The following is a 20,970-nucleotide window of genomic DNA, read 5'->3' as shown; positions in this document are numbered from 1 at the left end:
CTCTCTGACGGCGAGGAGGGATGGCGCGAAGCCAGCACGCCATTGTCGCGATTTCCCGCGCGGGCGGCAAAGCACGATGCGTCCTCTTGCGGGGGCGCGCCCGTCATATCGATCTGCTAGCTTGGCGATTTCCCGTATCCATCCGATCCCGCCATGTCGCCACACCGCACCACGCCCGCGCTCCTTGCCACCGCCCTGCTCGCCGCGTGCGCCCTGCAACCGCTGCAGGCATCGACGCTGCCAGACGGTGCGCGCGCCACGGTGGCGATCCTGGAAACCACCGACATCCACTCTAACGTCCTCAGCTACGACTATTACAAGCAGAAGGCCGACCCCACGCTGGGCTTCGAGCGCACCGCCACGCTGATCGAGCAGGCGCGCAAGCAGTTCCCGAACAACTTCCTGTTCGACAGCGGCGACACCATCCAGGGCACCGTGTTGGCCGACTGGCAGGCGCAGGTACAGAGAATGCCCTGCGACCGGGAACTGGCGATCTACCGGGCGATGGACGCGGTGGGCTACGACGGCGGCACCATCGGCAACCACGAGTTCAACTACGGCCTGGGCTGGCTCTCGCAGGTCACCGGCACGCCGATGAACGTGGATGGCGGCGCGCAGCAGCATTGCGCCGACCCGCATTTTCCGCTGGTGCTGGCGAACGTGGACAGCGCGCGCGACGGCGCGCCGATCTTCAAGCCGTGGACGATCGTCAGCAAACCCATCGCCGTGCAGCTGCCTGACGGCAAGACGGAGAATGTGCCGCTGCGCGTGGCGATCATCGGCTTCACCCCGCCACCGATCATGCAGTGGGACAAGCAAAATCTCGCCGGCAAGGTCACCGTGGACGGCGTGGTGGAAGCGGCAAAGAAATACCTGCCACAGATCCAGGCGCAGCATCCGGACCTGGTGGTGGCGGTCGTGCACGGCGGCCTCGACACCGCGCCGTACACGCCCGCGATGGAGAACGCCGGCTGGCATCTCGCCGGCGTGCCCGGCATCGACGTGCTTCTGCTCGGCCATTCGCATACCGAATTCCCCGGCCCGCGCTTCGCTCACATGCAGGACGTGGATGCCGTGCGCGGCTTCGTGCGCGGCGTGCCGGCAGTGATGGGCGGCTTCTTCGGCAAGGATCTCGGCGTGATCGAACTGGCGCTGGATCGCCGCGACGGCCGCTGGACCATCGACAAGCGCCAGACGCACAGCGAAGTACGCCCGATCTGCAGCAAGCCCGGCGACGCCGCCAGCTGCGTGGCGGCCGACCCCGCCATCGCGCCGCTGGTGGCAACGGTGCAGCAGGCCGCGGTGGCCTACGTGAACACGCCGATCGGCGCCAGCCGCATACGCATGAGCAGCTACTTCGCCGACGAGGGCGACATGACGGCACTGGCGGTGGTCAATGCAGCGCAGCGCGACTACGTGCGCACCGAGCTGCCGCGCCTGCATCCGGAACTTGCAAATGTGCCGGTGCTTTCCGCCGCCGCCGCGTTCCGCACCGGCTTCGGCGGCCCGGACGACTACACCGATGTGGCGCCCGGCCCGCTCACCTTGCGCAGCGCGGCCGACCTGTACTTCTATCCGAACACGCTCGCCGCGGTGAAGATCGACGGCGCGGGAGTGAAGGCATGGTTGGAAGAATCCGCCACGCGCTTCAATCGCATTGATCCGGCAAAGACCGATGCGCAGCCGCTGATCAACGGCCATTTCCCCGGCTTCAACTTCGACCAGCTCCAGGGCGGTATCCACTACGTCATCGACGTGGCCAAGCCGGCGGGCCAGCGCATCGTGTCGCTGACATTCGATGGCAAGCCGGTGAAACCCGACCAGCCCTTCGTCGTGGTAACCAACAACTACCGCGCCAGCGGCGGCGGCCGCTTCCCGGGCCTGGACGGCAGCAACATCGTGCTTGCAGCGCCCGACGGCACGCGCGAGATCGTGGCGCGCTGGCTGCAGCAGCATCGCGACATCGGCATGCGCGACCTGCCCGCCCGCTCCTGGCGCTTCGCGAAGCTCAGGACCGCGGGTCCGGTGGTGTTCACCAGCGCCAGCGGCAAGCAGGCAATCGCCGAAACCGACGGCCTCGACAACATCCGCGCGTTGAAGGATCACGGCGACGGCACGGCCACCTACGCGATCGACCTGTCGCATTAAGACGCGCTAGCCGATGGCGCGCTCCCACGCCGCCACCGGGCCGCGCCGCAGGCGAAACAACGGGTGGCAGTCCGGTCGGGCCAGCCCCTGCCAGCACGCATGCCGCGCCGGATCGCGCAGCGCCAGCTTGGCGAGCAAGTGCCGCCATTCCAAGTCGAGCTGGCCGTCGTTCAACGGCAGCATGGCCACTTCCCCGCGCACCGGACCGAAGCGGCCGCGGTCGAAGCGATAGCCACGCGCCTGCGCCTCGGCGTAAACCGCGGCGAGGTAGGCATTGATCGCCTGCCGCGGCGCCGGATGCTCGCGAAACCGGTCGAGCTGCGGATGGTGGCGATAGCCGCGCGTGGCGCCACGCAATACCGCGCGCGCCAGCAAGGCCTCGCGCCACAGGGCCACCAGACCCTTGGCATCCAGGTAACGCGGATGCAGCGACCACAAGCGCATGACGGGGTCCCATGGCCCGGAAACGACGAGCCAATGGCGATGCAGGATGCCACGTACGCCGCAAGGCTGCGATCCGATCCATCCGTGCATGGCGCAGGCAGTCCACGCTGGCGGACGGTCCTCCGCTCAGGGCGACACGGCGGGTTCGTGCGACTCCGACATGCGCCGCAGACACTCCGCCGTCGGCGCATCGGCAGGCACGAAGGCCTCCAGCGCCAGCTCGGCCAGGGTAATGTCGACCGGCGTGCCGAACACCGTGGTGGTACTGAGCATGGAGAGCAGCTGGCCATCCAGCTCCAGCTGCATGGGTACGGCGATGGACGTCTGCACATCCACCTCGCCGGCACCCTCCGGAGCCGGCATGGCTTGCAGTTCGCGCAGCAACGCGATGAGCACGGGGTCGTTGCTGGCATCGATCTGCTGGCGCAGGCGGTGCAACAGATGGGCGCGCCATTGACCCAGGTTGCGGATGCGCGGCGCGAGTCCGGCGGGGTGCAGGCTCAGGCGAAGCACGTTGATCGGCGGCTCCAGCAACATGGGCGCCACGCCACCAAGCAGGCGCAGGGTCGCCTGGTTGCTGGCGACGAGCTGCCAATAGCGGTCGACTGCCAGTGCCGGATAGGGCTCCAGCCCCTTCAGCAACAGATCGATGGTGGCGCGTGCCGCGGCAAGCGCGGGATCGTCCAAGGTGCGCTGGCGGAACGCGGGCGCAAAGCCCGCGGCGACCAGCAGAGCGTTGCGTTCGCGCAGCGGCACGTCGAGGTATTCGGCTAGTCGCAGGATCATGTCGCGGCTGGGTAGCGCACGGCCGGACTCGACGAAGCTGAGGTGTCGGGTGGAGAGTTCCGCACCGGTGGCGAGTTCGAGCTGGGAGAGGCGCCGATGGCGGCGCCACTCTCGCAGCAGGTCGCCGACGGGGCGGTCGGCGTCGATGGTCTGAACGTTCATGCGGCAATGATGCCAGTGGTCGGTGGCCGATGGTCAGGCAGCACGAGGCATGACTCCGGCCTCGCGCAGGAATGCGTGGATGTCGGCCACCAGCCGCTCGTAATGCGTGTGGTAGAACCCGTGCGGGGCGCCGTCGTACTCCAGGAACCGGCCGTCCGGCACCATCGCCGCGGTGGCGCGTCCCTGCTGCACCGGCTCGCTCACATCGCGATTGCCATGGATCACCAGCAGCGGCACCGGCAAGTTGCGCAACTCCTCGCGCAAGTCCACGCGCTTGGCGCGGAAGCATTCCACCAGCGCCTGCAGCGAAACGCCGCAGATCATGTCGATGGTGTACTGCATGTATTCCGGCGTGGTCCCGGTTTCGGCGGGCAGGAAGAAGTCGTTCGCGTTGTCGGTCAGCCAGTACGGCAGATCGCGGCGAATCGCGGCGAGCACGGCCGCGGTGGTGGGCTCGTCCATGCTCCACGGCTCGCGGCTGCCTTCGACGTAGCTGGGCGCGGTCGGAGCAAGGAAGACCGCGCGGGCGACGCGTCCGCGGCCGTGCCGCGCGAGGTAGCGTGTGGCTTCGCCGCTGGCCATCGAGTGCGCAACCAAGCTGACGTCGCGCAGGTCCAGGTGTTCGAGCAGTTCCGCCAGATCGTCGGCGAGGCGGTCCAGCCGGTAGCCGTGGCCGGGATCGTCCGAACGGCCGTGGCCGCGCCGGTCCAGTGCGATACAGCGATAGCCGAGTTCCTGGAAATGCAGCATGTACGGACCCCAGGCGCGCGAATCCAGCGCCCAGGAAGCGACGAACACGATGGGCTGGCCGCGGCCGCAGTCGCGGTAGAACAGCTGCGTGCCGTCGGTGGTGGTGAAATGGCTCATGGCGTACTCCGGCAAAGAGAGATGGGGGGAGACAGGTGCGGCGCGGCCGGTTCAGGCCGCCTGCGGCACCTTGTCCAGGAAGCCGTGGACGCGGCGCACGCGGCCCTCGTCCAGTTCCGCCACGTCGAAACCGATCACCAGCGGTTCGTCGTCGCCCGGGGCGCTCAGCTGCCACTGGAAGCGGGCCAGGTCGTGATGCGCGTCCACCACGCCGGCAAGGGCGAAGCGGTGGCCGGGAAACATGCCTTGCACCGCGGCGATGGTGGCGTCGATACCTTCCCAGCCACGCACCTGCGCCATCGGGTCGGTGTAGGTCACGTGCTCGGCGTAGACGCGCTCGATCAGCACGCGACGACGCAGCGGATCGGTCTCGTTCCAGCTGCGGATGTAGTTTTCGATCAGTTCGCGGGTGGCGCTCATGGTTGTGCTCCGTGGTGGGTGTGGGCACAGCTTGCGGTCGCTGCCGCGGCAAGGCGATTACCTGGCAGGTAATCGAAAACGGGAAGGTCGAAGCCGTCGCCGCGACGGCTGGCAGCGACCGCACGCCGTTGACGATGGCGGCGGAACAGTTGCAGATGCACCTATTGACTGCAGTGCAACATAGGGCTTAGTGTCGATGCCATGTCGCCGCTTTCCGCACCCGCACGCATGCACTACGCCCCGGTTTCCGCCGGCCGCATGACGTCGCGCGCGGGCGACATCGCCAGCACCATTACCACCACGATTACCACCGGTACCGGTACCCGGTCCGGGCGGAGCGTCGTGCGTAGCTGATTTTTCCCACGCAACGGCCCGCCCTCGACGAGGCGGGCCGGCACACACCGACACGCCAGACAGGACGGGCCTCCAACGGAGAGGCCGTCGTGATCAATTGTGCCATCGAGCAAGTCCCCCACCATGCGTTGCCTCCGCTGGCGATGCCGCGTGCCGGCACCACCGGGCGGCGCACGCTGGCGGTCGGCGTGATCGGTCCCGGCCGGGTCGGCGGGGCACTGCTGGAGCAACTGCGCAGCGCGCAGCCGAGACTGGCGCGCGACCATGCGTTGGAGCTGAAACTCTGCGGCGTGGTAGCCAGCAAGCGCATGTGGCTGGACTGCGACGACGCCGAACTCAACGGCCGCCACGCCGGCGCTCAGATCTGGCGGCCGAACGACCTGGATGCATTCGCTGCCCACGTGCGCGGCAACGACGACCGCCACGCACTGCTGATCGACTGCAGCGCCAGCGAAGCGGTCGCCGCGCACTACCCGCACTGGCTGGCCGCCGGCCTGCACGTGGTGACACCGAACAAACTGGCCGGCAGCGGTCCGCTGGAACGCTGGCAGGCGATCCGCGCCGCCTGCGCCAGCGGCGCGCGCTTCCGCTACGAGGCCACCGTCTGCGCCGGCCTGCCGGTGGTGCAGACCCTGCGCGACCTGCTCGACACCGGCGACGAACTGTTGGTTATCGAGGGCATGTTTTCCGGCACCCTGGCCTGGCTGTGCAACCGGCACGACGGCAGCCAGCCGTTCTCCGTGCTGCTGCGCGAGGCACACGCGCTCGGCTATACCGAACCTGATCCGCGCGAGGACCTCTCCGGCCTCGACGTGGCGCGCAAGCTGGTGATCCTCGCGCGCGAGGCTGGCCGTCCGCTGTCGCTGGAACAGGTGGCGGTGGAAAGCCTGGTGCCGCCTGCGCTGGCGACGCTGCCCGTGGATGAATTCATGCAGCGCCTGCACGAACTCGACGCGCCAATGGCCGCGAAACTCGCCGAGGCGCAGACCTGCGGCGGCGTGCTGCGCCACGTCGCCAGCCTCGACCGCCATGGCCGCGCCAGCGTGCGACTGGAGGTGCTGCCCGCCTCGCATCCGTTCGCGCACACGCGGCTCACCGACAACGTGGTGCAATTCCGCACGCGCCGTTACTGCGACAATCCCCTGCTCGTGCAAGGCCCCGGCGCCGGACCGGAAGTGACCGCGGCCGGCGTGTTCGCCGACCTGCTGCGCATCGCCGAATCGCTGGAGCCGCGCGCATGAACGCCCCTACCCTGTTGCAGGAAGCCATGAAGCCCTCGACCTCCCGTCCAGTCCATCGCCGCACCCATGCCGCCGCGTTCGCGCCCGCCTGCGTCGGCAACGTCGGCGTGGGCTTCGACATCCTCGGCCACAGCATGGCTGGCGCCGGCGACCGCGCCGAAGTACGCCGCATCGACGAACCCGTCGTGCGCATCGCGGCGATCCACGGCACCGAGCATGAGCTTCCGCTCGATGCGCAGCACAACACCGCCGGCGCCGCCCTGCTCGCGCTACGCAAGGCACTGGGCCTGCACCACGGCTTCGAGATCGTGCTGCACAAGGGCATCGCGCTGGGCTCGGGCATGGCCGGCTCGGCGGCCTCCTGCGTGGCCGCGCTGGTGGCGGCGAACGCGCTGCTGGACACGCCGCTGCCACGCGAGTCTCTGTACGGCTTCGCGATGGATGGCGAGGCGGTGGCCAGCGGCGGCCGCCACGGCGACAACGTGGGTCCGCAATTGCTCGGCGGCCTGGTGCTGGCGACACACGACCGCGTGTTGCGCGTGCCGGTGCCCTCCGACTGGCATTGCGCGCTGGTGCATCCGCATTTCGTGCTGGAGACGCGCAAGGCGCGCGCGGCGCTGGCGGGCCATTACGTGCTGGGCGAGTTCGTGGCGCAGAGTGCGAATCTTTCGCTGCTCCTGGCCGGATGCTATCGGGGTGATGCCACGTTGGTGCGCGATGGCTTGAAGGATGTGCTGGTGGAACCGCGGCGGGCGCCGCTGGTGCCGAACTTCGGGCGCGTGAAGCAGGCGGCGCTTGATCATCGTGCGTTGGGGGCCAGCATTTCCGGTGGCGGCCCCAGCGTGTTCGGTTGGTTCGAGCGTCGCGACGAGGCGGAGGCGGCTGCCGTGGCGATGCAGGCGGCGTTCGGGGAAGTCGGGCTGGATAGCGATGCGTTTGTTGCGCCGATTGATGGGCCGGCGGCGCGTTTGGTGGACGATGGAGTGGCAGCATGAAACATGCGCTTTGTCGTCCTATGCCCTCTGAGATGAGGGGTGGGTGCTCGCGACGACTTGTCGCTCCTGCAGTTTGGCTCGCCTGCGGCGGGCTTTCGGACGCCAGCCGGCGCCCGAGCTACTTCTCTTTGCGGGCCCAAAGAGAAGTAGCCAAGAGAAACGGCCTAGTTCGATACGCCGGAACTACAAACAAGCCGTGTCGAGGAACTTGGAACTACTTCCGCCTACACGATAGACGAGACAGCCACACCGCGCCGTATCTGGAGACTGAGGATGTCAGGCAATCGTGCATGGGTGGTGTGAGCCATGCGTGATTCGTTGCGTTATCTCAGTACGCGCAGTCGTGCGCCATCCGCCACTTTGAGCGAAGCCGTTGCCGCAGGGCTGGCGCCGGATGGCGGCCTGTATGTGCCGGAGCGATTGCCGACGCTGGCTCCGACGGATTTCGATCCGCGGGGCTCATTGGCGGACACCGCCGCTACCTTGCTCGCGCCGTTCTTCGCGGGGGATGCGCTGGCTGGTGAACTTCCGGCGATCTGCGCCGAAGCGCTGGATTTCGCGGTGCCGTTGCGCCCGCTGCCGTATGGCGATGCGCACGTGCTGGAGTTGTTCCACGGCCCGACGGCGGCATTCAAGGACGTAGGTGCGCGCTTCCTCGCCGCCTGTTTGCGTCGGCTTCCGCGCGCGGATGATCGACCGCTCACCATCCTGGTCGCCACTTCGGGCGACACCGGCGCAGCGGTGGGTGCGGCGTTCCATCGCCAGCCAAATGTGCGCGTGACGATCCTGTATCCCGACGGCCTCGTCTCGCCGCGACAGGCGCATCAGCTTGGCTGCTTCGGCGACAACGTGCAGGCGCTGCGCGTGGCGGGGCGCTTCGACGATTGCCAGCGCATGGTGAAGGCTGCGCTGAACGACACCGAGCTGCAACGCGCCGTGCCGCTCAGTTCCGCCAACAGCATCAGCCTCGGTCGTTTGTTGCCGCAGATGAGCTACTACGCGCATGCGGCGCTCGGCTTCTGGCGCAAACACGGCGAACCGCTGAACTTCCTCGTGCCCACCGGCAACCTCGGCAACGCGCTGGCCTGCCTGTGGGTGCGCGCGATGGGCCTGCCGCTGGGCGAGGTCCGGCTGGCTTGCAACGCCAACGCCACCTTGCCCGAATTTTTCTCTGGCGACGACTACGCGCCACGCGAAGCCGTCGCCACGCTGGCCAATGCGATGGACGTGGGCGCACCCAGCAATTTCGAACGCCTGCGCTGGACCTTCGGCGACGACATGGCACTGCGCCGCACACTGCATGCTGAAAGCGTGGACGATGCCCCCATCCGCCGCACCATCACCCTGCATGCGAGCGAACACGGCGAACCATTCTGCCCGCACACCGCCACCGCCATGCACCTGCTCGACCGCCTGCGCGATCAGGGCGACGACAGGCCGTGGGCCGTGGTCGCCACCGCGCATCCGGCGAAGTTCGAGCAGGTGGTGGAGCCGCTGATCGGCCGCGCCGTCGATGTACCGCCGGCACTCGCGGCGATGCTGCAACGTTCGGCCAGCGCAGAGCCGTTGTCCGTAACCGACGAGGCATTGAAACATTGGTTGCTCGAGCGGGCCTGATATCGGCCGGGCGGAATCAGGCAAGCCCGGCCTCGCACTGCAGCACCGCTACGTTCACTTCGCAACGCAGGCGGAAGCCCAGTTTTTCGTAGAGGCGGATCGCTGCCGTGTTGGTTTTCCACGCATGCAGGAAGGCTGTGTCGCCGCGCGCGGCGATGCTGGCTGCAACGTGGCGGGACAGGCGTCCCGCCAGCCCGCGCCCCCGGAAATCCGGATGCGTGCACACGCCGCTGACTTCGGTATGGCCGGGAAAACGGAAACGCTCACCGGCCATCGCGGCAAGCCGGCCATCGATGCGGATGCCGACGAATTGCCCCATCCGGTGGGTCTGGCGCAGGAACGGTCCGGGTTGGGTGAGCGTGGCCAGCGCCAGCATCTCCGGCGCATCCGCGTCGCCCAGCGACAGCACTTCGTCCGGGCCGGCCTCTGCAGCGAGCGATGCGGCGGCCACCATCTGCACGCCCTTGGCGGTCTTGCTCGCCACCAGTCCGGGCGGGATGCGTATCTCCGGCATCTGCAGCACGAACACCAGATTGGCCGGCCGCACCAGCACGGCCAAAGCCGCAAGCGCCTCGTCGCTGTCGTCGCGCGCGGAAGCGAAGCGGTTGACCTCCGGCAGGTAGCACTTCGCCAGCGCATCGCCCAGCGCGAGGCCGGCATGCAGGGTGGTCAGGCTGGTCCAGACGGGACGGTCTAGCGGCTCCATGTGTCCTCCTGCCGATTTCCACCTCTCTCTTGGAGAGGGGTCGGGGGTGAGGGTTCGGTGATACGGCCGCGTTTCGCTCCGACCTAACCCTCTTCTGGCTGCCGCCACCCTCTCCCGAGGGGAGAGGGACTCACTGGCAGCGCTCAATCAAACGTGATGTCAACGCACGACCTCAATGCACCTCGACCACCACCAGGCCCTGCGGCGGAATGTCGAAGGCGAGCTTGCCGCCATGCAGCGCAACCTGCTCGGGCGCGGCCATCTGGCCGGCCTCGCGCAGTTGCCTGATCTGCTCGCGCGACGGGAAGGCCGGGCGACCCATCCGGTCGAACGTGGCGATGACGTTGCCGTGCGTTTCGTCCAGACGCCACACAGTGGCGGCGGCGGTCGCCGGCAGCGAGGACACGTCGACCTCGAAGTGCCTGGTGTCGCCTTTCGGCTTGCCGACGGTGTAGTCGGCGGTGTCGCCCACTGGCGGCGCATAGTTCCACAAGGCCAGCACCAGCGTGCCGTCGGCACGACGGGTAACCAGCGCGGAGTCGGAGGACGACTGCAGCTGCACGTCGCCCAGCTTGTGCAGCATCGCGAACGCGTTATAGGAAGGCTTGCGGATATTGTCCTCGGCGATCAGGCCGAAGCCGCCGTAAAACGGCGTGCGCACCACGCCGCCCTCCTCGAACACGTCGGAGAACGACCAGTAGCTCATCGCGCTCACCTTGCCCGCGCAGGCGCGGATGGTGTTGGCCAGCCACGGGCCCATGTACACCGAGTCGGTGACATTGGGCAGGTTCGCGTAGGAAGCGTTGAACTCGCTCATGATGAACGGCAGTCTGGGATACGGCGAAGCCAGCACCTCCTTGTGCACCTTGTCCACCGCCCGGCACACCATGTCCTTGCGCGGAATGTTCTCGCTGGTGTGGAACACGTTGTCCGCCGTGTCGTCGCCGTACACGTGGGTGCTGACGAAATCCACCGGCACGTTGGCGTCGTGCACGTGCTTGAGGAAGCCGGCGACCTCGGCCGCCTGGGCCGTGGCCGGGCCGCCCACGCGCAGGCGCGGACTCACCGACTTCAGCGCGCGCGCGGTATGGTCATACAGCGTGTAGTAGGTCGCCATCTTGGGGTTGCCGGCCCAGAAGCCGATGTTCGGCTCGTTCCACACCTCGAAGTACCACCTGGACACTTCGTCGATGCCGTAGCGCGCGACCAGGTGCTGGGCGAAGGCGCGGATCATGCCGTCCCACAGCGCATAGTCCTTCGGCGGAGCGACGTTGGGTCGGTACCAGAAATCCTGGATCGCCTTGGGGTCGGATGACATCTCGTCCGGCATGAAGCCCAACTCGACGAAGGGACGCACACCACGCTCGAGCAGACCGTCGTAGATCTGGTCCACGTAGGAGAAGTTGTAGACCGGCTGGGCATCCTTGGCCGACTTGTCGGCAGCGTTGTAGAACGGCTGGCCGTTCCTTCCCAAATGGAACAGGCCCACGTCCTCGTCGAGGATGCCGTGGAAGCGTACGTAGCCAAAGTCCGTGGCCTGCTTCACCGCCGTGAGGTCCTTGCGATAGGCGTCGCGCAGCGCCAGCGAGGCGCGGCCGGAGCCGAACATCTGTTCCCAGTAGTGCGGAAAGGGCGTGCCCTGCGCCTTTGCGTCGACCACGATCCGGACGTCGTCGCCAGCAGCAGGCGCGGCGGCCTGCGCAATGCCCGCCGCGAACAGGCTCACGGCCAGCAGGCCCAATGCGGTTCGGCGCAGCATCGTCTTCGTATTCCTCATGTCGTCTCCCTTGCGCCGCTGCGCATGATTCGGGCTTTCAGGATGCGTCCAGCGCTTCGCCATGACTTGCGATCACGCCTGCGTAGAGTTTCGCGGTCGCCTTGGGCGTGCGCTTCTGCGTGGCGAAATCGACGTGGTACAGGCCGAAGCGCTTGGCGTAGCCAAGCGACCACTCCAGGTTGTCCAGCAACGACCACGCGTAATAGCCGCGCAGATCCACGCCGGCCTCGATGGCGCGATGCGCGGCCTGGAGGTGCTTGCGCAGGTAATCCACGCGCAGCGGGTCCTGCAACAACTCGCCTTCCACGGTCGGCGGGTCGTAGAAGGCGGAGCCGTTCTCGGTGATGTAGAGCGGGATGTCGCCGTAACGCTCGCGGAAGCCGGTGAGCATGTCGACGAGGCCCTGCTCGTAGACCTCCCAACCGGTTTCGGTACGTGTGTGCTGCGGCTGCGGCACCGGCGCCGCACGCAGCGGAAATGCGTTGGCGTCGTGCCGCACCACGGCGCGCGTGTAGTAGTTGAGGCCGACGAAATCGACCGGCTGCTTCGTCAATCGGAAATCGTCCGGCGGGAAATCCGGCCACGCATCGCCATAGACTTCCACCAGCTCGGCGGGATAGCTGCCGAGCAGCGCCGGATCGGCGAACTGCTGGTTCATGTAGGCGTTGGCGCGACGCGTGGCGGCGAGGTCTTCCGCACTGTCGGAAGCGGGATACTTGGGCTCGATGTTGAACACCACGCCGATCGCATGCTTGCCGTGCGCACGATAGGCCTGGATGCCCGCACCGCTGGCGCGCATCAGGTTGTGCGCGGCGATCGGCGCCTCGAACGGGCTGCGGTGACCGGGCGCCAGCGTACCGTTCAAATAGCCGCCATCGACCACCACCCACGGTTCGTTGAGCGTGCTCCAGTACGGCACGCGGTCGTCCAGCGCCTTGAACATGATTGCGGAGTATTCCGCGAACCAATGCGCGCTGTCGCGGTTGAGCCAGCCGCCACGGTCGTCCAGCGCCGCCGGCAGGTCCCAATGGAACAGCGTGGCGTTGGGCGTGATGCCGTTTTCCAGCAGTTCGTCGACCAGCCGCGAGTAGAAGTCCAGCCCCTTCGGATTGACGCGACCGGTGCCTTCGGGCAATACACGCGCCCAGTTCACGCTGAAGCGGTAACTCTGCAGGCCCAGCGCGCGCATCAGCTGCACGTCGTCTTTGTAGCGGTGGTAGTGGTCGCAGGCCACGTTGCCGTGGTCGCCGTTCGCCATCATCCCGGGCGTGTGCGCAAAGCGCTGCCAGATGCTGGGACCGGCGCCGTCCGCCAGCGGCGAACCCTCGATCTGATAGGCGGAAGTGGCCGCGCCCCAGAGGAAGCCGTCCGGAAAGCGGTAGCGTCGAGTCATGGATTCCGAAACTCTCGAATGCCGCACTGCGGCTTGATGTAACCGTTTACATCCCGAGAATAGCCGAACGCCGTCCCGGGATGCACGCCCTTTTCCGCGACACCGACCGTCGCGCCGCGACAACCAGCAGAGAGCACGCAACGCCGATGGCCACCGTCAGTCTCGACCACGTGCGCAAGGTCTATCCCAACGGACACGTCGGCGTCGCTGGCGCCAGCTTCGACATCGCCGACGGCGAGCTGCTGGTGCTGGTCGGCCCCTCCGGCTGCGGCAAGACCACCCTGCTGCGCATGCTCGCGGGACTGGAAACCATCAGCGCCGGCACGCTGCGCATCGGCGACCGCGTGGTGAACGACGTAGCGCCGAAGGATCGCGACATCGCGATGGTGTTCCAGAACTACGCGCTCTACCCGCACATGACGGTGGCCGAGAACCTCGGCTTCGGCCTGCGCCTGCGCGGCATGCCGCGTGCGGAAATCGCCAAGCGCGTGGACGAGGTGGCGCGCCTGCTGGAGCTGGAACAACGGCTGGACGCGCGCCCTGCCGCGCTGTCTGGCGGCCAACGTCAACGCGTGGCGCTGGGTCGCGCGATGGTGCGCCAGCCCGCGGTGTTCCTGCTCGACGAACCGCTGTCCAACCTGGACGCGCGGCTGCGTCTGTCGATGCGCGTGGAGATCGCCCGCCTGCATCGCCGCTTCGGCACCACCACGGTCTACGTCACGCACGACCAGGTCGAGGCGATGACGCTGGGCCAGCGCATCGTGGTGTTCGACCAGGGCGCGATCCAGCAGATCGACACGCCGATGAAGCTCTACGAGCGTCCCGCCAACCTGTTCGTGGCCGGCTTCCTCGGCAGCCCGGCGATGAACCTGCTGCGCGGCACGCTGCAGGTGGACGGTGGCCTGGTGCTGGCCACGGCGGGTGGCGCGATACGGCTCGGCACGCCACCGCAGGCGGATGCGCTGGCTGGCTGGCGCGACCGCGAGGTGGTCCTCGGCCTGCGCCCGGAAGACCTGCATCCGCTCGCTGACGACGATCCTGCCGCCGCACTGAAGGCACGGCTGGAGGTGCTGGAGCCGGTGGGCAACGAGGTCTTCCTCAACCTGCGTCACGGGGACATCGCGCTGGTCGCGCGTACACCGCCTGGCGTCGTCTGCGCACCGGGTGAAACGGTGCGGTTCGGCATCACAACGCAGCGGCTGCATTTCTTCGACACACGCGATGGTGCACGCATCGGCTGAAGCATGCACGCTTCCCTGCATGCATGTGTGGAAGAGGACTCTGCAGATGCTGTCGCCAGCAACAAAGCGGTTTCGTGTGCCTGCCGGCACCCGAGTTACTTTTCTCTTGCGTGGCCAAGAGAAAAGTAACCCAAAGAGAAGGCCACCCCGCGGAGGCGCTTGCCGGGCTTCCCGCCCGGCAAGTCCGTGAGGCGTGGCCGGGCTTTTCGGCCGGGCATCCTGTCCGGTCGAAAAGGCATCGCCGTCCATGGCGATGCCCGCTGCGCGGCCTTGTCGTCCACGCCTCGCCGCCGCCGAGGGGCCCAAGAAGAGCAGGCGCGCATCGTGCGCGCCAGAAGCAGAAACACGGCCAGTCTGTCGCGTTCGGTTTTGCTCAGGCTGTTGCTCTTGCGCGCAGGGAGCACACTGCGCTTCCGGAGCCCCTATGGCGCGGCGGGCGGATGGAGGACAGTCCGAAGGACGGCTCGCAGGGATGCCGGCCAGTTTTTCGACAGCCCAGGATGTGCCGCCAAAAAACCCCGTAGCCCACCCGCGCACCCGGAAGGTAGGATGCCTGGAGGGCGCGCCATCGGGGTGCTCTTTCTCTTTGGCTACTTTCTCTTTGAGCACGCAAAGAGAAAGTAGCTCGGCCACCGGAAGGTGGACGAAGCCGCTTTGCCGCTGGCGAACGAACAAGCAAAAAAACTCTGCCCCTACCGGCTGCGGAGCGACGGCTCGCAGATCGTGGCGCCTACTCGTACTCATCCCTTCACGCTGCCCAGCAGCAGGCCATCGAGATAATGCCGCTGCATCGCCAGGAACAGCGCCAGCACCGGTACCACCGTGAGCACCGACCCAGCCATCATCTGTTCGGTACCCTCCGTGTGCTCGCGCGCCATCGAGGCCAGCCCTAGCGGCAACGTGTAATGCCCCTGCCCGGTCAGCTCGATCAGCGGCCACATGAAGTCGTTCCACGCGGTGAGAAAAGTGAGGATCGCCAGCGTCGCCACCACCGGCCGCAGCAGCGGCAGCACGATGCGCACGAAGATGTGCAGTTCCCCGGCGCCGTCGATGCGCGCGGCCTCCAGCAATTCGTCAGGCAGGCCGCGTGCGTACTGGCGCACCAGGAAGATGCCGAGCACCGAAGCCGTGCCCGGCAGCACCACGCCCACGTAGGTGTCCACCAGTCCGGCGTACTTGAACATCAGGAACAGCGGCAGCATCGCCACCTGCGCCGGTACCACCAGCAGGCCCAGCAGCATGCGGAACAACTGCTCGCGCCCCGTGAAGCACAGCTTGGCGAAGGCGTAGCCCGCCAGCAGGTTGAACACCAGCGACAGCAGCGTGATCGCACCGGAAATCAGCAGGCTGTTGAGGAGATAACGGCCCATGCCCGCGTGCCCGAACAGCTGCCGGTAGTTGTCCAGCACGGGATGCGCGGGCCACAGCGGTGGCGGCAATGCGTTGGAGGTGCCGGACGGCATGAAGGACACCGCGAGCATCCACAGCAGCGGAAACAGCGCAACCGCCGCGCCGCCCAGCAGCAGACCGTTGATGAGCGCCTTCGCCAGCCGCGGGTTCATGCCACCGCCTTGCGCGACAGCCGCAACATCGCCGCAGTCACCGCGAACATCACCAGGAACAGCACGAAGGCCTCCGCCGTGGCGACGCCGAGGTTCCACCACTGGAAGCCGTCCTCGTACATCAGATACAGCACGCTGGTGGTGCTCTCCAAGGGGCCGCCCTCGGTCATCACATAGGGCTCGGCGAACAACTGGAAATAGCCCGACACGGTGAGGATGGCCACCATCAGCAGGGTCGGCCCCAGCATCGGCAAGGTGATGTGGCGGAACTGCCGCCAGGCCGAGGCACCGTCGATGCACGCCGCCTCGTACAGCTCGGCGGGCACCGCCTGCAGGCCGGCGAGCAGGATGATCATGTTGTAGCCGAAGTTCTTCCACACCGCGAACAGGATGATGGTGGGCATCGCCCAATGCGGATCGCCCAGCCAGTCGACCGGATGGATGCCGAACATGCCGAGCAGGTGGTTGGCCCAGCCGTACTTGGTGTTGAACAGGTAACGCCACACCACCGCCGTCGCCACCGCGGTGGTCACCACCGGCGCGAACAGCGCGGTGCGGAAGAAGGCCTTGCAGCGCGCCAGCGGCGAATGCAACAGCAGGGCCGCACCCAGCGAGGCGGCCAGCGACAGCGGCACGCCCATCCCCACAAAGTAGAAGGTATGCCCCAACGCAGCCCAGAACTGCGGCCGGTGCAACAGCACCCAATAATTGCCCAGCGCCACGAAGCGCAGGTTGTGCAGGTCGGCCAACGCGTAGAGATCGTAGTCGGTGAAGCTGAGGGCAAGCGCAACGAGCACCGGCAGCAGGAAGAACACGGCCAGCACCAGCAGTGCGGGCGCGAGGAACAGCCATGCCACGCGCGATGCCTTCATTGCCGCGCCTCCAGCAGCGAACGCCGCTTGGCGAGAATGATGTCGGCCTGGCGATCCATCTCTGCTGCGGCCTGGTCCACGGTCAGCTCGCCGGCCACGGCGCGCGCGGCGACCTGCTGCATCATCACCGCGATGCGTTCCCACTCGGGCACCGCCGGCGTGGGTTTCACGCGTTCGAGTTGGTCGCGAAAAGCGTGCATGGCCGCGTCATTCTGCAACAGCGGACTGTTCCAGCTGCTACGCCGTGGCGGCATGTCGCCGGTGAGCTGGTAAAAGCGTTGCTGTACTTTCGGCTGCGACAAATATTCGACCAGCGCCCATGCCTCGCGCTGATGCTTCGATGCGCGGAACACCACCAGGCTGGCGCCACCCGCGAGGCCCGCGCCGGGGCCGTCCGGCCCGGGCAGCGATGCCGTGGCCCAGTCGCCCTGCTCGCTCGCCGGCAGTCGCTTGCGGAATTCGGCGACGTTCCACGGCCCCGAGAAATAGAACGCATACACACCGCGACCGAATTCGTCCCATGGGTTGCCCACTTCCACGTTGGTGACCGCCGGCGCCTGCTGCAGGCGGAAGGTGTCCACATAGAACGCCAGCGCGCGCCGGAAGCCGGCGCTCTCGAAATTGCCACGGCTGTCGTCGTCGCGCAGCAGGGGGGCGGGTTGCTGCAAGGCCAGCGACAACAGCTGTTCGTACTCGTTGGTAGGCAGCAGGATGCCGTAGACCTTGCGCTCCGGATGGCTGAGCGCAGCCAGCATGCGCCGCCACTCGGACCAGTCGCGCGGCGGCGCATCGAAGCCCGCCTGCTTCAACAGGTCGCTGCGGTAGAACAGCAGGCGCGTGTCCACGTACCACGGAATGCCGTACAGCTGGCCGCCGCTGATGTTGGTCGCCCAGATGCTGGTGAAGTAATCCGGCGCGACCACCGTCTGCGTGGCATCCACGTGCTGCCGCAGCGGAGCGAGCGCATGCAGCTCCACCAGCTCCGGCAGCCAGGTGTTGCCGAGCTGCGCCATATCAGGCGTGGTACCCCCGGCAATCGCGGTGAGCAGCTTCTGGTGCGCCGCGCTCAACGGCAGCTGCTGTACTTCCACATGGATACCGGGATGCGTGCGCTCGAAATCCGGCAGAAGGCTGGCGACGGCTTCGCCCTCGGGACCGAACGTCCAGAACACCAGCGTGTCGCCGTGCCTCGGGCCGCAACCGGCAAGGCACAGCGCAACCGTGATGGAGACCCATCGCAACCACGCACCGCGTCCGGATGCCATGCCCATCCGCGCCGCCTCAGTGGCGCTCCAGCCAGCCGCCGGTGAAGCCGGCGCGTTGCAGGCCATGGCGGATGTACGGATTCTTCTTCATCACGCTCCATACCAACCCGCTGCGCCAGTTCTCGATCATCAACAGGATGGGCCCCTGGTCGATGCCCAGTTGCTGGTTGTCGGCCCAGCCGAAACCGGGATAGGTATGACCGTCCTCCGATGTGCCGTGAAAACTCGGATTGAAGGCGTCGACGAAGCCGTAGCGGCTGTAGATGTACTGGCCGTAGCGCTGCTTCATCGTCATCAACGCAGGCAGCACGATGGACGGTGCGAACGCGATGGAGCCACCCGCCGCGGTAGGCGCGATGGTGCCGTCGTCGGTGATGTCGTCCAGCCCCGCGCCGCGCGCCATGTAGCTGCTGAAGCGACGCACGCCCTGCGGCGAATTCTCGGTGACGTCGCCCGGCCCGTCGCTGGCGGTCAGGCCCCACACGTCGGCGCCGTAACCCGTCCAGTGACCGGGATTGGCGATGGCATAGGAGCGCTGCGCGTAGGTCGCCAATCGGCCGTTCTCCGCGTAATCGAGGTTGTGTGCGCGACCCCATGCGTCGCGGATGCCACGGAAGTCCACCCACGTCTCGCTGTACTGGTGGCCGAACAGCGGGCCGAAGTTGAGGAAGGTATAGCCCTGGAACGCGCCCCATTGCTTCGGATAGGTCGCGCACCACGCGGTCCACGCGTCCGCGTCCACCGGATGCGTGGGCGAGCCCAGCGCGAGGATGTAGACCAGCTTGCCCTCGTCGTAGCCTTCCCAGTCGGAAGGAATGAACTGGCCACCCGGCGTCCAGCCCATGCTGATCAAGGGCTTTCGCACCTGCATCCACGGCCAGTCGATGGCTCGATAGAGCTGGTCGGCGAGCTGGCGGATCTCCTTCTCTCGCGGCGTATCGCGGTCGTAATAGCTCTCCGCGAACAGCACGCCACCCATCAGCAGCGTCGTATCCACGCTGGACAGCTCCACGCCGCGCTCGTAGCGGCGGCCCGTCTGCATGTCGAGGAAGTGGTAGAAGAAGCCATGATAACCAGCGGTGTCGTCTTCACCGCCGTTCTGCGGCGCATTGGCAAAGAAACGCAGCGTGGTCAGGGTTCGTTGCACCGCCTGCTCGCGCGTGATGTAGCCGCGCTCCACGCCGATGCCGTAGGCCGTCAAACCGAAGCCGACGGCGGCGATGGAAGAGAACGTGTGGTTCGGCCATGAATCCGGCACCAGTCCCGTGTACGGATCCGCGCTCTGCCAGAACCAGTCGAAGGTGCGGTGTTCGAGGTCGTCGATGAAGGCCCGCTGGTCGGGCGCCAGGTTCTGCCAGGTCAGGGAATCGGGCTGCGGCGGCGCAATCGACGCTGCCGCGCGTACCGGGCCGCCTGCGACAAGCACCGCGAGGGCGGCAACCGCGAAGACACGCAGCCGGCACCATGGGGAGGAAGACATTCGGACCTCGGGTCGGTGGAGTGATCAATCGACACGCGACGCCACGCCGACGCCGCGGTAAAAACTCAGGCGTTCTCCATTGCCGGCGCCGGACAGACCTTGTCGATGAAAGCCTGGTGCATCGGCATCGCGTCCGCGCAGGAGTTCACCACCTGACGTACACCGGCCATGAAGCCGGCCAGGTCTTTCTCCGGCATCTGGTCCACCAGCGGATGGTAGCCCTGCGGCAGCACGCGCTGGCCCAGCATCACCTGCACCCAGCTCGGCGTGGCGAACATCTCTTCGCCGTCGCGGTAGATGCGTCCGCTGTCGCGGAACAGGCGGATGTATTCGTCGAGCTGCTCCGGCAACGGCATCGTGCGGCAGTAGTTCCAGAACGGCGAATCGTCGCGTTCGGTGGCGCAGTAATGCAGGATCAGGAAATCGCGGATGCGCTCGTACTCGAAGCGCGCACGCGCGTTGTAACGGTCGATCAGCACCGGGCTGAAATCGCGCTGCGGGAACATGTCGAGCAGGCGCGCGATGCCGGACTGGATCATGTAGATGCTGGTGGATTCCAAAGGCTCCAGGAAACCGCCGGCCAGCCCCAGCGCGACCACGTTGCGGTTCCACGCCTGCTTGCGCGCGCCGGTGGTGAAGCGCAGCAGGCGCGGATCGCCCAGCGGCTTGCCGTCCAGGTTCTCCAGCAGCACGGCGGCGGCTTCGTCATCGCTCATGTACTTGCTGCAATACACATGCCCGTTGCCGGTACGGTGCTGCAACGGGATGCGCCACTGCCAGCCCGCCGTGCGCGCGGTGGAACGGGTATAGGGCGTGAGCTGCGCCACCCGCTCGCAACCCACCGCCACCGCGCGGTCGCAGGGCAGCCAGTGCGAGAAATCGTGGTAGCCGGTATGCAGGGTCTGCTCGATCAGCAGCCCGCGGAAGCCGGTGCAATCGACGAACAGGTCGCCTTCGATACGCTCGCCGCCTTCCATGACCAGCGCCGAGACGAAGCCGTCGTGCGGCCGCAGTTCGACGCTGGCGATCTTGCCTTCGGTGCGCCGCACGCCGCGCTGCTCGGCGTAGCGGCGCAGGAAGCGCGCGTACAGTCCGGCATCGAAATGGTAGGCGTAGGCGACGTTCGCCAACGGCGAATGGGCGGGAACGTCCTTGGCGGAAGGCATGAAGCGGCCGCGCGGCGCAGCCACCGTGTTGAGCGAATAAGCGCCGATGTCCCCGGCCAAGCCCAACTGCGTGGCCTTGATCCAGAACTGGTGGAACGGCAGCAGGCTGATGCCGTGGCCGATGTCGCCGAAACCGTGGAAGTAGCTGTCGCCAAGCCGCGCCCAGTCCTTGAACTCGACGCCGAGCTTGAACGTGCCCTGGGTGTTGCGGACGAACTCGATGTCGTCGACCCCGAGCAGATCGTTGAACAACTTGAGGTGCGGCACCGTGCCTTCGCCGACGCCGACAGTACCGATTTCCTCGGACTCCACCAGCCGGATGGCGCAATCGCCACCCAGCACCTTGGAGCACGCCGCCGCCGCCATCCAACCCGCGGTTCCGCCGCCGGCGATGACGATACGTTTGATGCGCATGTCGGTCATTAAATCGTCTCGATGGCGGGCAACCCGACGGGAGCCGGGGTGCGCAAGGCA

Annotated in this window: 17 protein-coding genes; 5 read left to right on the top strand and 12 right to left on the bottom strand. The window is 67.0% G+C overall.

Going from position 1 to position 20,970, the window contains the following annotated elements; genetic code table 11:
- The first annotated feature begins 153 nt into the window (after nucleotides 1-153).
- Complete coding sequence (locus tag IHE49_RS15095; RefSeq protein WP_192159383.1) at nucleotides 154-2,148, top strand: bifunctional 2',3'-cyclic-nucleotide 2'-phosphodiesterase/3'-nucleotidase; 1,995 nt, start codon at nucleotides 154-156, stop codon at nucleotides 2,146-2,148.
- 6 nt (nucleotides 2,149-2,154) lie between these two features.
- Here IHE49_RS15095 and IHE49_RS15090 read toward each other — a convergent pair whose 3' ends face one another.
- The 4 genes from IHE49_RS15090 to IHE49_RS15075 all read right to left on the bottom strand — a co-directional run bounded on the left by IHE49_RS15090 (nucleotide 2,155) and on the right by IHE49_RS15075 (nucleotide 4,827).
- On the bottom strand, nucleotides 2,155-2,592 hold the full coding sequence (locus IHE49_RS15090; protein WP_192159381.1) for a pyrimidine dimer DNA glycosylase/endonuclease V: 438 nt from the start codon (nucleotides 2,590-2,592) through the stop codon (nucleotides 2,155-2,157).
- A 126-nt stretch (nucleotides 2,593-2,718) separates the two neighbouring features.
- The gene (locus IHE49_RS15085; protein ID WP_192159379.1) at nucleotides 2,719-3,540 is read right to left on the bottom strand and encodes a helix-turn-helix transcriptional regulator; all 822 of its coding nucleotides are present in this window, start codon (nucleotides 3,538-3,540) and stop codon (nucleotides 2,719-2,721) included.
- Nucleotides 3,541-3,573: 33 nt separating this feature from the next.
- Nucleotides 3,574-4,407 carry an alpha/beta hydrolase gene (locus tag IHE49_RS15080; RefSeq protein WP_192159377.1) on the bottom strand — a complete coding sequence of 278 codons (834 nt, stop codon included), beginning with the start codon at nucleotides 4,405-4,407 and terminating at the stop codon, nucleotides 3,574-3,576.
- A gap of 51 nt (nucleotides 4,408-4,458) precedes the next feature.
- Nucleotides 4,459-4,827 carry a nuclear transport factor 2 family protein gene (locus tag IHE49_RS15075; protein ID WP_192159375.1) on the bottom strand — a complete coding sequence of 123 codons (369 nt, stop codon included), beginning with the start codon at nucleotides 4,825-4,827 and terminating at the stop codon, nucleotides 4,459-4,461.
- A 497-nt stretch (nucleotides 4,828-5,324) separates the two neighbouring features.
- Between IHE49_RS15075 and IHE49_RS15070 the strand changes: the two genes are divergently transcribed.
- The 3 genes from IHE49_RS15070 to thrC all read left to right on the top strand — a co-directional run bounded on the left by IHE49_RS15070 (nucleotide 5,325) and on the right by thrC (nucleotide 9,034).
- Nucleotides 5,325-6,422 (top strand): homoserine dehydrogenase, encoded by a 1,098-nt coding sequence (locus tag IHE49_RS15070; protein ID WP_192159509.1) that lies wholly within the window; start codon nucleotides 5,325-5,327, stop codon nucleotides 6,420-6,422.
- Nucleotides 6,423-6,448: 26 nt separating this feature from the next.
- Nucleotides 6,449-7,417 carry a homoserine kinase gene (locus IHE49_RS15065; RefSeq protein WP_192159507.1) on the top strand — a complete coding sequence of 323 codons (969 nt, stop codon included), beginning with the start codon at nucleotides 6,449-6,451 and terminating at the stop codon, nucleotides 7,415-7,417.
- 306 nt (nucleotides 7,418-7,723) lie between these two features.
- Entirely contained in the window at nucleotides 7,724-9,034 is a 1,311-nt protein-coding gene (gene thrC, locus IHE49_RS15060) for a threonine synthase (protein WP_192159373.1), read from the top strand.
- 16 nt (nucleotides 9,035-9,050) lie between these two features.
- Here the strand turns inward: thrC and IHE49_RS15055 are convergent, their stop codons facing one another.
- The 3 genes from IHE49_RS15055 to IHE49_RS15045 all read right to left on the bottom strand — a co-directional run bounded on the left by IHE49_RS15055 (nucleotide 9,051) and on the right by IHE49_RS15045 (nucleotide 12,910).
- Complete coding sequence (locus IHE49_RS15055) at nucleotides 9,051-9,740, bottom strand: GNAT family N-acetyltransferase (protein WP_192159371.1); 690 nt, start codon at nucleotides 9,738-9,740, stop codon at nucleotides 9,051-9,053.
- Between the two features lie 172 nt (nucleotides 9,741-9,912).
- Nucleotides 9,913-11,517, bottom strand: coding sequence for a glycosyl hydrolase family 39 (locus IHE49_RS15050; protein WP_192159369.1), 1,605 nt, complete (start codon nucleotides 11,515-11,517; stop codon nucleotides 9,913-9,915).
- 37 nt (nucleotides 11,518-11,554) lie between these two features.
- Nucleotides 11,555-12,910 carry a GH1 family beta-glucosidase gene (locus tag IHE49_RS15045; RefSeq protein WP_192159367.1) on the bottom strand — a complete coding sequence of 452 codons (1,356 nt, stop codon included), beginning with the start codon at nucleotides 12,908-12,910 and terminating at the stop codon, nucleotides 11,555-11,557.
- 146 nt (nucleotides 12,911-13,056) lie between these two features.
- On the opposite strand from IHE49_RS15045, the gene ugpC reads away from it, so the two are divergent.
- Nucleotides 13,057-14,151 carry a sn-glycerol-3-phosphate ABC transporter ATP-binding protein UgpC gene (ugpC, locus tag IHE49_RS15040; protein ID WP_192159365.1) on the top strand — a complete coding sequence of 365 codons (1,095 nt, stop codon included), beginning with the start codon at nucleotides 13,057-13,059 and terminating at the stop codon, nucleotides 14,149-14,151.
- Between the two features lie 740 nt (nucleotides 14,152-14,891).
- On the opposite strand, the gene IHE49_RS15035 is transcribed toward ugpC, so the two are convergent.
- From IHE49_RS15035 to IHE49_RS15015, 5 genes are all read right to left on the bottom strand, one after another.
- Nucleotides 14,892-15,713 (bottom strand): carbohydrate ABC transporter permease, encoded by an 822-nt coding sequence (locus IHE49_RS15035; RefSeq protein WP_192159363.1) that lies wholly within the window; start codon nucleotides 15,711-15,713, stop codon nucleotides 14,892-14,894.
- Nucleotides 15,710-16,585: a sugar ABC transporter permease gene (locus IHE49_RS15030; RefSeq protein ID WP_192159361.1), complete on the bottom strand. Its 876-nt coding sequence runs from the start codon at nucleotides 16,583-16,585 to the stop codon at nucleotides 15,710-15,712. The genes IHE49_RS15035 and IHE49_RS15030 overlap by 4 nt, the downstream gene beginning before the upstream one ends.
- The gene (locus IHE49_RS15025; RefSeq protein WP_192159359.1) at nucleotides 16,582-17,850 is read right to left on the bottom strand and encodes a sugar ABC transporter substrate-binding protein; all 1,269 of its coding nucleotides are present in this window, start codon (nucleotides 17,848-17,850) and stop codon (nucleotides 16,582-16,584) included. Before IHE49_RS15025 ends, IHE49_RS15030 begins: the two co-directional genes overlap by 4 nt.
- A gap of 16 nt (nucleotides 17,851-17,866) precedes the next feature.
- Entirely contained in the window at nucleotides 17,867-19,330 is a 1,464-nt protein-coding gene (locus IHE49_RS15020) for a glucoamylase family protein (RefSeq protein WP_192159357.1), read from the bottom strand.
- A gap of 65 nt (nucleotides 19,331-19,395) precedes the next feature.
- Entirely contained in the window at nucleotides 19,396-20,919 is a 1,524-nt protein-coding gene (locus IHE49_RS15015) for a tryptophan halogenase family protein (RefSeq protein ID WP_192159355.1), read from the bottom strand.
- Between the last annotated feature and the right edge of the window lie 51 nt (nucleotides 20,920-20,970).

It is taken from the genome of Rhodanobacter sp. 7MK24 (assembly GCF_014842995.1).
Taxonomy (GTDB): Bacteria; Pseudomonadota; Gammaproteobacteria; order Xanthomonadales; family Rhodanobacteraceae; genus Rhodanobacter_A.
Note: the sequence above shows the minus strand (reverse complement) of the source record. Positions and strands in the feature narration are given on the sequence as shown.